Annotated in this window: 12 protein-coding genes and 1 tRNA gene; 2 read left to right on the top strand and 11 right to left on the bottom strand. The window is 34.7% G+C overall.

Features of this window, described 5'->3' with window-relative positions; translation table 11 throughout:
• Positions 1-8 precede the first annotated feature (8 nt).
• Complete coding sequence (locus NAMH_RS07330) at positions 9-1,490, top strand: DNA polymerase III subunit gamma/tau (protein WP_015902086.1); 1,482 nt, start codon at positions 9-11, stop codon at positions 1,488-1,490.
• A 129-nt stretch (positions 1,491-1,619) separates the two neighbouring features.
• Here the strand turns inward: NAMH_RS07330 and NAMH_RS07325 are convergent.
• The 10 genes from NAMH_RS07325 to yajC form a co-directional block, all read right to left on the bottom strand.
• Positions 1,620-1,709 (bottom strand) — tRNA-Ser (locus tag NAMH_RS07325).
• Positions 1,710-1,729: 20 nt separating this feature from the next.
• Positions 1,730-4,654 carry a transcription-repair coupling factor gene (gene mfd, locus NAMH_RS07320; RefSeq protein WP_015902649.1) on the bottom strand — a complete coding sequence of 975 codons (2,925 nt, stop codon included), beginning with the start codon at positions 4,652-4,654 and terminating at the stop codon, positions 1,730-1,732.
• On the bottom strand, positions 4,635-5,819 hold the full coding sequence (locus NAMH_RS07315; RefSeq protein WP_012664003.1) for a bifunctional folylpolyglutamate synthase/dihydrofolate synthase: 1,185 nt from the start codon (positions 5,817-5,819) through the stop codon (positions 4,635-4,637). The genes mfd and NAMH_RS07315 overlap by 20 nt, the downstream gene beginning before the upstream one ends.
• 17 nt (positions 5,820-5,836) lie before the next feature.
• Positions 5,837-7,375: a GGDEF domain-containing protein gene (locus NAMH_RS07310; RefSeq protein ID WP_015902446.1), complete on the bottom strand. Its 1,539-nt coding sequence runs from the start codon at positions 7,373-7,375 to the stop codon at positions 5,837-5,839.
• On the bottom strand, positions 7,365-7,901 hold the full coding sequence (locus NAMH_RS07305; protein ID WP_015902498.1) for a hypothetical protein: 537 nt from the start codon (positions 7,899-7,901) through the stop codon (positions 7,365-7,367). Before NAMH_RS07305 ends, NAMH_RS07310 begins: the two co-directional genes overlap by 11 nt.
• Before the next feature lie 2 nt (positions 7,902-7,903).
• On the bottom strand, positions 7,904-10,363 hold the full coding sequence (leuS, locus tag NAMH_RS07300) for a leucine--tRNA ligase (protein WP_012663847.1): 2,460 nt from the start codon (positions 10,361-10,363) through the stop codon (positions 7,904-7,906).
• A gap of 15 nt (positions 10,364-10,378) precedes the next feature.
• On the bottom strand, positions 10,379-10,720 hold the full coding sequence (locus NAMH_RS07295) for a DUF6394 family protein (protein ID WP_015902291.1): 342 nt from the start codon (positions 10,718-10,720) through the stop codon (positions 10,379-10,381).
• An 83-nt stretch (positions 10,721-10,803) separates the two neighbouring features.
• Complete coding sequence (gene secF, locus NAMH_RS07290; protein ID WP_012663640.1) at positions 10,804-11,775, bottom strand: protein translocase subunit SecF; 972 nt, start codon at positions 11,773-11,775, stop codon at positions 10,804-10,806.
• 1 nt (position 11,776) lies between these two features.
• On the bottom strand, positions 11,777-13,333 hold the full coding sequence (secD, locus tag NAMH_RS07285; protein WP_012663555.1) for a protein translocase subunit SecD: 1,557 nt from the start codon (positions 13,331-13,333) through the stop codon (positions 11,777-11,779).
• Positions 13,320-13,628: a preprotein translocase subunit YajC gene (gene yajC, locus NAMH_RS07280; RefSeq protein WP_015902011.1), complete on the bottom strand. Its 309-nt coding sequence runs from the start codon at positions 13,626-13,628 to the stop codon at positions 13,320-13,322. The genes secD and yajC overlap by 14 nt, the downstream gene beginning before the upstream one ends.
• Here yajC and NAMH_RS07275 point away from each other — a divergent pair.
• On the top strand, positions 13,610-14,884 hold the full coding sequence (locus NAMH_RS07275) for an apolipoprotein N-acyltransferase (RefSeq protein WP_187146591.1): 1,275 nt from the start codon (positions 13,610-13,612) through the stop codon (positions 14,882-14,884). The genes yajC and NAMH_RS07275 overlap by 19 nt on opposite strands.
• Before the next feature lie 76 nt (positions 14,885-14,960).
• Here the strand turns inward: NAMH_RS07275 and bamA are convergent, their stop codons facing one another.
• Positions 14,961-17,138, bottom strand: coding sequence for an outer membrane protein assembly factor BamA (bamA, locus tag NAMH_RS07270; protein ID WP_015901852.1), 2,178 nt, complete (start codon positions 17,136-17,138; stop codon positions 14,961-14,963).
• Positions 17,139-17,202 lie beyond the last annotated feature (64 nt).

Raw genomic sequence — 17,202 nt, 5'->3', positions numbered from 1 at the left:
ATTGGTTGTTGGTTTTAGCATTAAAATACAGACCTAAACGTTTTGAAGAAATAATAGGCCAGGATGCAATCGTAAAAACTTTGGTTAATTCTTTGGATAAAAACAGAATTGCGCATGCGTACCTTTTCTCGGGTCTAAGAGGAGCCGGTAAAACTACGACGGCCAGAATATTTGCAAAAGCTTTGCAATGTGATCACGGTCCTACATCTAATCCGTGTGAAGAATGTGAAAACTGTATTATGGCCAATGAAAGCAGGCATATAGACATAATTGAAATGGACGCGGCAAGTAACCGTAAAATCGAAGATATTAGAGAATTAATAGAACATACTAAATATAAACCAAGTGTAGGGAAATACAAAATATTTATAATTGATGAAGTTCATATGTTAACCAATGAAGCATTTAACGCTTTACTTAAAACCCTTGAAGAGCCGCCTGAATATGTGAAATTTATCATGGCTACGACCGATCCTTTGAAACTTCCTGCTACTATACTCAGCAGGGTTCAGCACTTTAGATTTAATAAAATTAAAAACGGTATTATTGAAAATTATTTAATTAAAATACTTGCAATTGAAAATGTGGAATTTGATGAAGAAGCGTTAAGACTTATAATTAAAGCTGCAAAAGGTAGCGTTAGGGACTCTTTGACACTGCTTGATCAGGCTATTGCTTTTTCAAAAGGTAAAATCGATTTAGACAGTGTTGTTGACATGCTTGGAGTGATAAATCCGGAAATTATTAATGAAATATTTGATGCAGTTAAAAACAGTGATAAAAAAAGAATAAAAGAGATCGTAGGCGAAATAAAAGACTATGATATCGAATCAATAATTGATGAAGTTATTATTTATTTAAAAGACGCTTTGTTTGAGGGTAGTTTACCGTTGATTACTGTTCAAAGATTTTTTAATATTGTGGCAGATGTTAAAGAACTTATAAAATATAATACTGACAATGAGTTTGTTTTGACGTTGATGTTTCTCAGAATGAGTGAAGCTGTTAAACCTCACAAAATTGATGATTTAATAAAAAGTTTTGAACAAAAAATAGATCTTAATACATATAAACCTAAAGAAGAACCTGTAAAGATACAAAAATCTCCCGAAGATTTATTTAAAGAACTTATTTTGAAGATAAAAGAAAAAGATATTGAGCTTGGTGTATGTTTTGAAACAAGTGTTAAATTTATATCTTTTAATGACGGTGTTCTTGTTTGGGAGAGCTGCCCTGATGATACTTGTAAAGAACAGTTTAAAAGATTTTTTTCACCTGTAATTAGGCCTATTATCAATGAGGTTTTCGGTATCGGTACGAAAATAGAACCGATCAGATGCGAAAAAAAAAATGAAACAACATCTATAACCGCCCAGCAAAGCAAACCAACACAATCAGTTTTAAAAGATAAATCCGACGAAGTTGTAAATAAAGTCAGAGAAATATTCGGAAGCGATGTAAAAATTGAAAAAATAGTTCATAATCAATAAACTACCATTGAATAAAACAATCGAATTAAAATAATATAAAGTTAATTAGCAATAAAAATCCGCCAAAAACGACTAACATTTACCTCGTTGATTTTTAAAAGATGCCGGAATTACGTAAGTTTGAAGTAATGGCGGAGAGAGAGGGATTCGAACCCTCGGTGGGCGTTAACCCACACACGCGTTCCAGGCGTGCGCCTTCAACCACTCGGCCATCTCTCCGGAAATGAAATTATATCAAATTATTTAAGCTTATTAATGATGGCTTCAAGTATTACTTCATCATCTTTGGCTTCTGCTTTAAAGAACTCTTTTTTGTCGTCATTGTAGATGAATGTAATGTTTTCACCGTAGTTTGAAATCGATTTAATGCCTTTTTGGGAAGCTAAAACCTTTATTTTTATTTTTTCGATGAAGTTTTGGGTCGGTTTGTCGAGTTTTCCGAATCTGTCGACAAGCTCTTTTTCTATTTCATATACATCCTCAAGCGTTTTGCACATTGAGAGCCTTTTATATAAATCAAGCCTTAATCTGTCTTCTTTTACCACTTCGTCCGAGATATACGCGTTGATATTTAGTTTTACTTCAACTTCGTCTTCTTTTACCTTTTTGCCGCTTAGCTCTTTTAGGGTGTCTTCAAGCATTTTTACATACATAGAGTATCCCACACCTTTAATCTGCCCGGACTGTTCTGCACCGAGTATGTTTCCGCCGCCTCTTATTTCGAGGTCTCTCATGGCAAGAACCTGTCCGCTTCCAAGGAATGAGTTTTCTTCAAGTGCAAGGAGCCTTTTTTTGGCATCTTCGCTAAGTTCGTCTTTGTTTTTGACTAAAAAGTAAGCGTATCCTTCGTGTTTTCCTCTTCCTACCCGTCCTCTTATCTGGTGCAGGTCCGCTATACCGAATTTGTCTGCGTTTTCTACGATTACGGTGTTTACGTTAGGGATGTGGATACCGCTTTCCACTATTGTGGTTGTGAGGGCGAGGTCGTATTTGCCGGCTATGAAATCCACAAGTCCTTTTTCGATCTGTGCAGGGGTGAGTTTGGCGTGAAGCACCAGGATTCTGAGATCCGGCAGTATTTTTTGAAGCTCTTTTTTCTTCTGTTCGATGTATGCGATGTTGTTGTAAATGTAAAAGATCTGTCCGCCGCGTCTAAGCTCTCTTAAAATAACTTCTTTAATAAGGTTTTCATTCCATTCTTTGACAAACGTTTTGGTGGACTGTTTGCCTTTTGGAGCCGTTTCGAGTGTTGAGATTGATTTGACCTGTGAAAGAGCCATGTTGAGGGTTCTCGGAATAGGTGTGGCAGACATATAAAGGGTATGCACGTTTTTGGATATTTCTTTTAGTTTTTCTTTTTGTTTTACGCCGAATTTATGCTCTTCGTCTATTATCACAAGTCCCAGGTTTTTGTATTCGATGTTGAGTCCCGCGTGGGTTGAGATGATGATGTCAATTTCTCCCGTTTTTACTTTTTCAAGGATCTCTTTTTTCTCTTTACTTGAAGTGAATCTGTCGAGTTTTGCTATTTTTATATCAGTGTCTTTGAATCTTTCTTTAAAACTTTCGAAATGCTGGTTTACGAGGATTGTCGTAGGTGCTATTACTGCCACCTGATAGCCTGAGTTTGCCACTACAAAACTCGCAACCATCGCAACTTCCGTTTTACCGAATCCCACATCACCGCTTAGGAGCCTGTCCATGATTTTGGTTTTGAAATCATCAAGGATGTCGTTAATTGTTTTTGCCTGGTCAGGTGTGTGCACAAACGGAGCTTTTGCAATAAATTCCCTGACTCCTTCAAAATTAAGAGGAATCGGCTCAATTAGCTGACGCTGGGCCTGAAGTTTAATGATGTCCGCCGCCATTGAGAGGATTTTTTCTTTGATTTTTTCACGTTTTTTGGCAAATGTGCCTTTTCCGAGTTTATCAAGCGTAGGGATTACGCCTCCGGGGGCTATGTATTTTTCGATTAGATTCAGGTTCTCCACAGGCAGTAAAAGTTTATCGTCGTTGGCGTAGAGAACTTCGGCGTATTCTCCGACTTTGCCGAGGATTTCTACTTTTTTAAGACCGTTAAATTTACCGATACCGTGGGCTTCGTGTACTACGAAATCGCCTTTTTTGATTTCATCGAGAACGAGGTTTGTTTTTTTTCTTTTTTCAAATTCAGGAGGGTTTAGAGAGACTATGTATTTATCCGGGCAGTGTATGTTTATATGTGCATCGCTTTTTATCCATTTGATAAGAGGAGCTCTTAGTTTAACCTCTTCAAAAATTCCCGCTTCTTTTAATAATACTTCGTTTTTGGCGACGATTTCGATGTTTGAGTTTTTGTGGAAATTTAGGAATTCTTTTATGTTTTTAACACTCAAATCTTTACATTTGCCGTTAGGTATAACGGGGGCTTTTTCGATTTCAGGGTTGAATTCTTTATGAAACTCTTTATATTCCGCAATCTCCTGTGTGAGGTCGTTTAAAAGTGCAAAACCGCTTAAATATTCCCTCTCAAGATACCAAAACCCTAATGAATAAAAGTCTTTGTAAAACGCCGAAAATTCACTTGAATTGATTTTTTCTAAGATTTGGTCGTATTCTTCTTTTTCGAGTGCGGCGATTGCGGGGATTATGGTAAATGATTCTATCTCTTCTATACTTTTCTGGCTTGTTTCTTCAAAAATCCTGATGCTTTCAACTTCCGTATCAAAAAGCGAAACCCTCACAGGCTTTTCAAGGTTTATGGGCCATATGTCGAATATATCGCCTCTGAAGCTGACTTCTCCTTTTTCGCTTACGATATCCACATGCTCGTATCCCCATAAAATCAGCTTTTCTTTAAGCTCATTCAGGTTAATGTCGTCTCCGAATTCTATTTCGATTGATTGATAATATCTTTTGTGAGGCAGTTTTTTGAGAATTGTCGTGTATGGTGATATAAAAAACGAATTATCGTTGTAGTATTTAAAAAGAGCGTTGTTAAGCTCAAATATTTCGTTTCTGAAACTTCTTAAATCATCCCCGAGAGTCGCTCTGAAATCAGGGAAAACCACGTAAGGGATGTTTAGGTATTTATAAACTTCTCCCGTTAAGTCGGCTTCTTTTTTTGCTGAGGTAATTATATTTGTTTTTTGTTTTTGCAGATATTCATATACTTTCGCCTGCACCGTATCTCCTTAAAAATTCTTCCGCTACGCTGAAACTTCCAAAAACAAGCATCGGTTTTTTGATCTCTTTAAACTCTTCAACTTCGATTCCCAAACCTTCGGCTGTTTTTTTGATTTTTTCAGGTTCTTCTATTCTTTCGTTATCCACTTTTATAAGGTAAAGTTTGTTGATTTTGGGTTTTAAAATACTTAGTATTTCTCTGTAGTCTTTATCTGTGTAAGTGTTATACACAAGATTCACCTTTTTGGGAAGGGCATTTACAATAGCTCTTGCCGCAAGTGGGTTGTGCCCTACATCAAGCCACAGATCTTTTTCAATCTCCTGCATTCTTCCCGGAAGTGTCAGGTCGTTTAGATCTTTTACATTGAAAGGAATGTTTTCTTTTTTCAAAAAGCTCATAGCAAGCAGGTAATTGTCAAACAAAAACGGGGCGAATTTAAACTCCTTTTTTAGGTTTTCAATCTCATCTTTTTCAAAAAACTCCAAATAATCATAAATTTTAGAGTTGGGTTTTATTTTTTGTGCAAAATTCGTAATTCTCAATTCTTCATTCTCAATTCTCAATTTGTTATGTATCTGCTTTCCGATTATCGCTTCTTTATCTATCGAATTGAGCTTAGTTGTGGTTATTTCTTCTATTGTGTCTCCCAAAAACGCCTGATGGTCGTAGTCTATTGTGGTAATGAGAGAGATTTTTTTATCAAATACGTTTGTTGCGTCGTATTCGCCTCCGAGTCCCGCTTCCATTATTACAAAATCAAGTCCTTCAAATGCCAAGGCTGCAAGAAGGGTGGTGTATTCAAAATAACTGAGCGATTCAGATACTTCTGTTGGGAGGAGTGATTGGAGTTTTTGATGTACTTTTTGAAGTTGATCGTTGCTGATATATTTTCCGTTTATCCATATTCTCTCATTAAATTTCAATATATGAGGAGAAGTATAGTGTCCTACACTGTAGCCTCTTTTTAAAAGTGTATGGGCGAGAAACCTTCCCGTGCTTCCTTTACCGTTTGTACCTACAAGGTGAATTACGGGGGCAATGTTTATTTTGTCTTTGATGAGGTTAAAGGCGTTTGGCATTCTTTTTAAGTCTATTTTTTTATAAAAAAGAGGCTTGCGGTTTAGAAATTTAAAAACATCATATTTTTCATTGTTAATTCTCAATTCTCAATTCTCCATTATTAAACGCATTTATCATCTGCACAGACTTTATTTCTTCCTGTTTTTTTTGCGAGATAGAGTCTTTTATCTGCAAGTTTTAGTGTTTCGTCACTTGAGTTTGTTTCATTTCTGCTCGCTACCCCACCTGATACTGTTACATCTATTCTTGTGTTTTTATACATAAATTTTGTTTTTTCTATTATCTGTCTTAATTTTTCAGCAAATTTATAAGCTCCTTCTTTATCTGTATTAGGAAGGATTGCAACAAACTCTTCACCGCCGAATCTACCTATCATATCTATATCTCTTGCATATCTTTTGAAAAGCAGTCCCAATGACTTTAATATCACATCCCCTGCGTCGTGTCCGTATGTATCGTTTATGTTTTTGAAATGATCTATATCAAAAAACACTACGGAGTAATTAGTACCGTATCTGTTGTAAATAGATTCTTGCTTTTTAAGTTCGTCAATAACGGCTTTTTTGTTTGCAATATCTGTTAAAAAGTCTGTTTTTACTTCTTTGCTTAATTGTTTTAATTTACCTTCAAGAAAATGTACTTTTTGTCTAAGTTTTTCAATTTCTTCGTCTTCTTTTCTCATCTCTTCCGAGAAGTGATTTAGCTCTTTATCAATTGAAGTTGCGATGGTTAGAAGTTTTTCTTTAATTGTTTCAAAATCTCCGTCGTCTTTACGCCAATTTTGAAGTTCAACGGTTATATTTTTAATTTCCTGGGAAGAACCGTCAGTTTTTTCAAGTATTCTTAAAATTTTTATAGAAAGTCTTTCTGCAATCTGGTCAAGATCTTTTAGTTTTCTTTTTAATTCTTCTTTATCAAGTCTTATTCTTTTTTGTGTAAGGATTTTTAAGTCCTCTGCAAATGCTTTACTTAATATAAAAGAAGTATTTTCTTTTATCTGTTTTTTAAGTATTGCTATTTCATTACTCATAAAAGGAGCATAGCTTGGAGTTAGTGTGTATATTATTGAGTCTACCAAAAACTCTAAATCCGGGTTTTCTTCAAGTTTTTTAATTAGTGCCTCAATAACTTCTAAAGCATCTTCACTTTGAATTCCTGCTATAGCCGCTCCTTTTTTTACTATAGAAGCGTCAAACTCACTTAAAAATTCAAACCATTCGTTTCTTAATTTATTAAACTCGTCTTTTTCCATATAAGGTTTTAAAAAGTCAAGATGTTTTATTGCTATGGATTTTGATTTTATAATAGGCAATACGGCAATTACATCTAATGCTCTTTTTGTATATAAAAAGAAATTTTCAAGATTTTCTTTTTCTTTACTCGCATCTTCTCTGTTAAGATAATTTATCAAAAATACAATTAATTCATCAAGATTTTTAATATTGTAATTTTTTGCAATCATTTGATATTTTTTATCAAGTTTGGCGATATATTCTGCAACTTTATTACAGTCTTTTATTATGACTCTTGCTTTTTTTGCTTCTTGGCAAAAAACCTTTTTATATTCATCAGGTGTAAAAACATAACCGCTCTCTTTAAAATGTGCGAGTGTTTTTTTTGCAATATCTTTAATTGTCATTTTTGGCTCCGTCTTTTGTGATTTCTGCAAGTAATTTATTTAATGCGTTAATTGATGCCTGTTTAAAAGAATTGAATTTTATCTGATCGTTTAAAATGCTGTTTGCTGAAATTGCGAAATCATAGTTACCGCTTACAGTATATGTGTGTGTTTTTGAAAATTTATCGATTATTTTTGCTTTTAATGTTACAGCGCTTCTGTAAAGGATAGGAAATCCGTTTTGGTCATAATCCAATGGTGTTAGAGATGAAGAATTTATTGTTAAATAGATTTTAGTATTTGGATTTTTATTAACTAAATTAGCCCCGAATACCGTATATATTGCATCATTCAACGCATCTTTTAAAAAGGCGCTTTCTTTAGGTGTTTTGGATGATATTTCAACAATTGCTTGAATATCCTGACCAATTATTTTATTCTGATAAACAGAGCTCGGTTTGTAACCGCATCCGGAAAAAGTTAAAAGTGTAAAATAAAAAATGAAGAGAAAAAAAAGATTTGACTTGTTAAAAAAAATTTTTTTCAAAATTATCCTTTTACGACGATGTTTACAATTCTCCCCGGAACAAAAATCTCTTTTATAATCTCTTTACCGTCGATATATTTTGCTACAGCTTCTTTTGCCTGTGCTAAGACTTCGTCTTTGCCTGCGTCAGCGCTTACGCTGATTTCAGCTCTTTTTTTACCGTTAACGCTTACAGGGTAGTTGATTTCATCTTTTTTAAGCGCTTCTTCATCCACTTTAATGGAAGCGAAATTGTTTCTGCCAAAAAGCTCTTCGCTCAGTTCACTTGTAACGTGAGGGATGATCGGCTCAAGAACGTTTAATATAATCCAGTAACCTTCCGTAAACAGGTCTTTGTTGTTGATTTTGTTAAGGGCGTTAAGCGCTTCCATCGCACTTGCTATAAGTGTGTTGAACGCAAACGTTTTTTCGTATGTTTCTTCGCTTCTTTTTAATGTTTCGTATACTTTTCTTCTTGCCTCTTTTTCCTCTTTTGAAAGTTTTGAAGTGTCGATTTTCGGCATTGTGTCTGTTTTATACGCTTTTTCGGCATTTAAGTAGAGTCTGTTTATAAATCTGAAAGCTCCTTCTACTGCAGAATCGCTCCATTCAAGTTCTTGCTCAGGCGGCGCTGCGAAAAGTATAAAGAGTCTTGCGGTATCCGCTCCGTATTTTGCGACGATTTCGTCAGGATCTACCACGTTTCCTTTACTTTTACTCATTTTGCTTCCGTCTTTAAGCACCATACCCTGAGTTAAAAGTTTTTTAAACGGCTCATCAAGTTCAAGGTATCCGAGATCTCTCAGTGCTTTTGTAAAAAATCTCGCATAAAGCAGGTGAAGTATTGCGTGCTCGATTCCTCCGATGTACTGGTCTACCGGTGCGAAATATTTAACGTCTTCTTTTCTGAAAGGTACGTCTGTATACTTATGAAAATCCGTAGTAAATCTGAACTGATACCAGCTGCTTTGTACAAACGTATCCATTGTATCCGTTTCACGCTCGGCATCGCTTCCGCATTTAGGACATTTTGTGTATTTCCATGTCGGGTGCATTTCAAGAGGGTTTCCGCTTCCTGTAATTTCCACATCTTCAGGAAGTGTTACAGGCAGGTTTTCAATCTTTTCAGGAACAATACCGCAATTCGGACATTTGATAAAAGGAAGAGGCGCTCCCCAGTATCTCTGGCGGCTTATACCCCAGTCACGGAGTCTGTAGTTTACCTCTTTTTTTCCGATGCCGAGCTCTTCCATTTTTTTAATTATAGCTTCTTTTGCTTCAGTGTTTTTCATACCGGTAAATTCACCGCTATTGATTAAAACACCTTCTCCCGTGTAAGCCTGTGATTTGTCAAGTTCCCCGTTTTCTGGTTTTATAACCCATTTGATAGGCAGGTTGAATTTCGTAGCGAATTCAAAATCCCTTTCATCATGAGCCGGAACTGCCATTACCGCACCGCTACCGTATTCAACAAGTACAAAGTTTGCAAGCCATACAGGTACTTTTTCGCCTGTAAGAGGGTGTACTACGTCAATTCCGAGATACACGCCGTCTTTTTCCATAGCCTGTCTGTCTTTTGGCAGGATACTTCTTATGTGTCTTACTTTTTCTTGGGTTTCTTTATCGAAAAGATTGTTTTCAAGCATATAATCCACAATAGGATGTTCAGGCGCAAGAGCAGAATACGTAACACCGTAGATTGTATCCGGGCGTGTTGTGAATACTTCGTATCCGTCGAATTTATTGTTTAGTTTTTCTTTGCTTTCGTCCGAAAGGCTGAATTTGAATTTAAGCCCGGTTGATTTTCCAATCCAGTTTTTCTGCATTGTAAGAACTCTGTCAGGCCAGTTTCCTTTTAGTTTTGTATCGATATCTTCAAGTAACTCATCAGCATATTTTGTGATTTTGATGTACCATCCAGGGAGTTCTTTTATTTCGATAGGGTTGTCACATCTCCAGCAGCATCCGTCAATTACCTGCTCATTGGCAAGTACAGTGTGGCATGTTTCACACCAGTTTACTTTTTGCGTACGTCTTTCAAGCAGGCCGTTTTCATACATTTTGATAATAAATTCCTGCTCCCATCTCGTATAATCAGGATCGCTTGTAGCAAACTCCCTTTCTTTACTGAATGATAGTCCAAGGTTTTTAAGCTCTTTTCTCATATAATCTATGTTTTCATATGTCCATTTTTTAGGATGAGTTTTGTTTTTGATTGCCGCATTTTCAGCTGGCATTCCAAAGCTGTCCCAGCCGATCGGATGTAAGACGTTAAAGCCTTTTTTTCTGTAATATCTGGCAATAGCGTCACCGATAGAGTAGTTTCTTACATGCCCCATATGAATTCTTCCGCTCGGATAAGGGAACATACTTAAAATATATTTTTTTGGAAGCGTATAGTCTTCTTTCGGCTCAAACGCCTTTTCACTGTCCCACTTGTCCTGCCACTTTTTTTCTATGCTTGACGGTTTGTATTCTCTCATTATACCTCCTATAAATTATTCCCAGTCTGATTTTGTTTTTGCGAGTTCTATAAAACTTAAGATTAAAGTAACTGTATTTGCAATGGTAGCACCTATTGCCATTGCATAAGCTGCTAAAAGGTCGTTTTTTATTTCAAGATATATAAATGCAGGAATCAGATGCAAATCAGCAACCAAGCTCGCCGCAAAAAGTTCCGCGGCAAAAATGTTTTTAACGCCGATTTTCAGTACTGTTGAAATCAGATTAAGACTTAATGCGATAAATAACGCAACTTTATTATGATCATATAAAAACCCTGCAACACTTGTTAAACTCATTAGCTGAAAGAAGACGTAAATTACTTTTCCCCAATCCATAACTATCCTTTAATGTTAAATTGAAAATGTAAAATGGAAAATTTTAAAAACTTTACATTTTCCATTGTTGAATTGTCCATTGATTATACGACTCCGCCTTGATACATTTCTCTTAATTTTTCTTTTTCTTTTCTTTTTTTCTCTTTTTCGGCAAGTTTTTTTCTGTAATCGTCGATTTTGAATCCCATCCAGATTAGAAGTGGGGATGCAATGAAAATTGATGAATATGTACCTACTATAATACCTACGAGTAGAGTGAAACTAAACGGTTTAATTATTTCTCCACCGAAAAGATAAAGCGTGAGAACAACAAAGAATGTTGTCAGTGAAGTAAGAACGGTTCTGCTTAGAGTTCTTGAAACCGCGTCGTTAATAAGCAGTGCCAGATCCCTGATTTTTGAATCTCTTACCTGTTCTCTAATTCTGTCGAATACGACTATCGTATCATTAAGAGAATATCCCATAAGTGTCAAGATTGCGGCAAGTACGTCCAGATTTACTTCTATATGGAAAAAGCTCACGGCTCCTAACGAAATTATAGTATCATGAAAAAGAGCCAAAACAGAAGCGACTGCAAAGCGCCACTCAAACCTGAAAGCCACGTAAATTAAAATACCTATAATTGAGAATATAAACGCCTGAAGACCTTTTTCTTTCAGCTCGTTTCCGACTTTTGCACCTACAATATCAACTCTTCTTATGTCAATTTTACCAAGAGGTTTTAAAATTTCGGCAATTTGATGTCCTATGTCGTTCTGAACGTTAGTCGAAGCATTTTTGACGTTAAGTCTTATTAAAACTTCGTTTTCATTTCCGAATGTCGTAATATTTGCACCCTTAAATTTTTGAGAAATCAATTTTCTTATTTCACCGATATCGGCTTTTTTCTCAAATCTAACCTGAACTTCAACACCGCCCTGGAAATCAATTCCCCAGTTGAAGCCTTTTGTAAATATTGAAAAAAGGCTTAAAATAATAAGTATTAAAGAAATAGAAACAAAGATGTTCCTTTTACTCATAAAATCATATATTTTTTCATCTCTAAAGAGTTCCATACTAAACCTTCATACCAAAAGATTTTGGTGTAATTTTTTTACCGCTTGCAAGCAGGTATTCCCAGATACCATGTGTTCCGAGTATTGCTGTTAACATACTTGCCATAATACCGATTGCCATTGTGATAGCAAATCCTTTAATTGTTCCCGTTCCGTATGCGAATAGGGCGATTGCCGCGATTAAGGTAGTAATGTTAGCATCCAAAATTGCACTCATTGCGTTTTTGTATCCGCCTTCGATTGCTACTTTTATAGATTTTCCTTCACGTATGAGCTCTCTAATACGTTCGTTTATAATAACGTTGGCATCAACCGCCATACCGACTGTCAGTACTATACCGGCCATTCCAGGCAGTGTAAGTGTTGCACCGAACAGCGCCATAATTGCAATGATCAGGAAAAGGTTTACGATAAGTGCAATATCGGCTACTATTCCTGCAGTTCCGTAATACCACGCCATAAAGACAACAACTACAATAAAACCTGTAATAAGAGCTATTAACGATTGTCTGATTGAATCGGCACCAAGACTCGCACCTACGCTTCTTTTTTCAAGCAGCATAACAGGAGCCGGAAGCGACCCGCTTCTAAGTGCAATTGCAAGAACGTGTGCTTCTTCAGGACTTCCTACTGTAATCTGTCCGCTTCCTCCACCGATTCTTTCTTGAATCGTAGGAGCCGAATATACTTTATTGTCCACTACGATAGCAAGTCTTTTTCCTACGTTTTTACCCGTAAAGTCTCCGAATATTTGAGCACCCTGAGAGTTTAGCGTAAAGAAAATAGCCGGCTGGTTTGTTTTTTGCGTAAATCCGACAGTGGCGTCTGTAATCATACTTCCATCAAGTACCGGAGGAGTTTTTAAAAGATATTTTCTATCCGGGTTGTCTTTGCTTGGAAGTAAGATATCACCGTATTTTTCAGCGTCTTTTGGAGTTAAGGCTCTGTGTTCTTCATCAACCGCATATAGTTCAAGATGAGCGGATGTTGAAATTAGCTGCTGCACGCTATGCTGTTCTTTCGGTGTTTTGATACCAGGAAGCTCCACTAAAATTTTGTCTTTACCCTGTTTTGTGACTGTAGGTTCTGCAAGGCCGAATGCGTCAAGCCTACTTCTGATTGTTTGAATAGCCTGATTAAGCGCATCGTCTTTTGTTTTGATAATTTCCTGAGGAGTCAGTGTGATTTTATATTCAATCGAGCCGTTTTTAGGTGTTTTTTGAATATTTACACCTTTAAGAATTTTAAGTTCTTTATCAAGTTTAGCAGCGTCGTCTTTGTCAATAAGTTCGAATGTAACTGAATTGTCTTTTGTTTTTAGGTTGTCGATAAAGAGTTCTTTTTTATCGGTTATGTATTTAATTGTAGATGCGATTGTTTTGATTTTGCTTTTTACGGCTTCATCACCTTTTACACCTAAAACTAAATACATACCGCCTTGAAGGTCAAGTCCGAGGTTGATTTTTGGTTCTTTGTTGATAAAAGAAGGGATTGTAAAAGCAATCCCGAAAAGTGCTGCTAAGATGAATATTACTAATCTGTAATTAAGCTTTTTCATCATTTAGCTTTCTTGCTACTGCACTTTTGTCAAGTTTTACTTCAACGTTGTCATTTAGTTTTACTTTTAGAAAATCCGGCTCGTTTTTAACAACTTCGGCAATGATTCCTCCAGTTGTGATTATTTTATCACCTTTTTTAAGTTCTTCCACCATTTGTTTGTGCTTTTTAGCCTGTCTTTGTTGTGGTAGAATTACAAGAAAATAAAAAATTGCAAATAAAATAATAAGAGGAAGTAAAGATGCCAAAATTGATGGTTGCCCCGCTTGAGGTGCTTGTGCGTATAAGAAATTCATGTCTGTCCTTTTTTAAAGAGAATTTTAACACAAATTCTCTTAACTTAGCAATTTTTTTCTCATTACCGATATATATTAACTTTTTATTGCTTGAATATGAAATTGAAGTTAATTTTATTATTAAAATCATTTTTACAGTTAATCTGTTTTTAACGTTGTATCTGCTTTTTTTTTCAAAACACAAATGGTTCGGTAGCGGATTTTTTATAGGATTATTTTGGTTTTGGTGGATAGGACTTAGTTTTCGGTATTACGGTTTAAGTTGGATGATACCAATTGTTGATGTTTTAATAGCTTTGTTTTACGGTTTTGTTTTTTGGATGATATTCAAAATTTATAAAATAATTCAAAATAAAAACCAATATGCCGCAAAAGTGTTTTTGGTTTTAATGTTTACTTTCGGATTTGATTATATCTCGCCTTTTACATTTGATTGGCTAAAACCAGAAATTTTGTTTGTGAATACAATTTTCGATGTTTCAAAAATTGTTTTGTTTTTAGTTATAACTTCCGTTGTTTTTTATAAAGAATTAAAATGGTTTAGTGTGTTATTGTTGATATTTGCTTTGTTCTTTAAACCTACATTTACGAAAGAACCTAATCTTGATGTTTATGTTTCTTATACCGATGTACCGCAGGAAAAAAAGTGGGAGAAACATTTTATTCCATATGAAATAAAAAATAATTTTACTATTATTAATAATGCAATAAAATTAAAAAAAGATGTCGTAATTCTCCCTGAAAGCGCATTTCCTCTGTTTTTAAACAGGTATGAAAATTTAATGGACAAATTAAAAAAGCTTTCTAAAAAGATAACCATAATTACAGGTGCCCTGCATCTGAAAGATTCTAAATATTATAATTCGACGTATATATTCGAAAACGGAGAAGTTAAAATTCTTGATAAACACATATTAGTACCATTTGGAGAATATATACCTCTACCTTTTTTTGAAAAAGAGATAAACGATATTTTTTTCTCCGGAGCCAGTGATTATGTAACAAGTGACAGATTCGGTATATTTGAAATTAAAGGATATAAATTTATAAATGCAATTTGTTATGAAGCAACTGTGGAAGATTTATATAAATTAAATCCTAAATATGTTGTGGCATTAAGCAACGATGCATGGTTTATGCCTTCAATTATGCCCTCACTTCAACAGATGCTTATAAAAGTATATGCTAAAAAATACGGCAAAATCGTTTATCACAGTATAAACGGATTTAAGTCATATGTTGTAAGAGAAAAATGAAGAGGGGAAAAATAAATAGAAATACTGATTACCTATTAAATATACGAATCACTAATTTATTAATAAAAAAATAAAATTAAAAACTTGCACCTATACTGAATTCGAATCTTTGAAGATCGTCGCCCGGTTCACTTTTGATAGGCCATGCCCATACAAAGCATAAAGGTCCCATAGGAGTAATCCAGTCAAGTGAAAAACCGAAAGAACTTCTTTTTATATCGAGTCCGTTTTCTCCAATTACTCCGTAATCTATAAAGCCGCTTAACCATACTTTGTTTTTAATGCTTAAAGGTGTAGATATTTCAGGACCAGTTACAAGTTTGTATTTACCACCGATTTTATTTCCTTCATCATCAACAGGTGAAATGGAATAAGAACTAAATCCTCTTACGCTTCTAATCCCACCTAAATAAAATTTTTCATTAATAGGAAGATATCCGTTATCGTTTATCATTCCAGCAATTATTCTGTATTTTAAAACGGCATAAGTTTTATATGTTTTATCTTTAAGAGGATAGAAATATTTATACTGAGCAAGTGTTTTTATATATTTTTCATCTCCTCCAAGACCTGCAAATTCAGCACTTATAGATGCTTTGTGTCCGCTCGTAGGAAAGAAGTAATTGTCTGTATTATTGTAGCTAACGGATGCCACTACGTAACTTTTGGTACTTTCCGGCATTGTGTATTCTGTAGTATTGTAATCACTAAGTTTTGTTTTGGTAAAACCGTAAGTAATGTTTGCACCTACATATCTCGATAATCTTTTACCTACACCGGCAGTGAAACCTTTTTGTCTTGATGTATACGAAATACCTTCAAAATTTGTATCAAATATCGATGTATTAAATGAGTATTTCGTATCGAAAACCCTTGGGTTTACAAGAGATACTCTATAAGTTCTGCTAACACTTGAAAAATCAGCCGAAGCACTTACGCTTTGACCGCTTCCGAATACGTTTTTCTCAGTAATCGCAAAATTAAAGCCCAATTTACTATAACTTCCGTAACTTATCCCGGCTTTAAGTGAACCGCTGAGACCTTCTTTTACATTTACAATCAGATCTATTTGATTTGAGGACACTTTTTTTTGTTCTATTTTTACATCTTCCAAGTAACCGCTTCTTTGAAGCGCGTTTTTAGAGTCGGTTAAATCTCGATATGAAAATTTATCTCCCGGAGCCAAATAAACGTTTCTTCTTATTACCCTGTCAAGTGTTTTTGTGTTTCCGTTGATGATAACATTTCTTATATATACTATCTCACCAGGTATTACTTTGTAAGTTATAAATGCGTTTGAACCTTCTTTTTTAATTTCCGGATATACTTTTGCGTATGCATAACCTTCGTTGGCAAACGCATGCTGGATATTTTTCATATCTTCTCTCAGAGCGGATACGTTGAAGTATTTATCTGTTTTTAAATTAAGTTCTGGCAGTGTAACTTTGATATTTTTTGGATAATCTATATCTATTTTCTTAACAAGATATCTTATTCCTTCATATATAGAATAATCAATTGTCGCACTGTAATTATCAAAGTTTGATTTGGCTAAGGGATCGCTTACATACGCATCCATGAATCCTAAATTGAGATAATAATTTTGTAAAGCTTCTTTATCTGAAATAAGTTTATAAATATTTAATCTCCCGCTGTTTGTAAATGGAAATGCGCTCCAAAACGTTCTTGGTCTGTTTTCCGTTTCTTCAAGCAGTTCGTCTTTGCTGATTTTTTTGGCACCGAAGAATTTTACGTCTTTAATTACAAGTTCTTCACCTTTTTTAATAGATATCGTAAGTTTTACGGAAGTAGGGGTTACGAATTTTTTTTCAATATTTACTATAGTATTGAAATAGCCTTTTGAAAGATAGTACGCTTTGATAAACTCTTTTAAATTATCAAGTTTTTCAAGGGATAATATTTCACCTTTTTTGGGCATATAGCCTCTTTCTTTTAAAAGTTTTTTCAAATCTTCAGATAAGTTTTCAAAATCGACTTTTAATATTGTAGGTTTTTCCAAACATTCGAAAATTAACGTATTTCCTTCTTTTACGGCTTTTATTGTCTGGAAATAACCTGTTTTATATAATGCTTTAATACTTTCATCAATTTTTTCTACATTAAAATTATCATTTTTATGAATTTTTATAATACTATTTGCGGTTATAGGCGATATGTGAAGAAGGCCTTTATATTCTATTTTATCAATTTGTGCAAATAAAATCAGCGGAAATAACAGCAGTGTTTTTTTCATAATACCCCTTGTTTTAATAATAACGGCAATTATACCAAAATAAAATTATAAAAAATATAATGGT

It is taken from the genome of Nautilia profundicola AmH (assembly GCF_000021725.1).
Lineage (GTDB): Bacteria > Campylobacterota > Campylobacteria > Campylobacterales > Nautiliaceae > Nautilia > Nautilia profundicola.
Note: the sequence above shows the minus strand (reverse complement) of the source record. Positions and strands in the feature narration are given on the sequence as shown.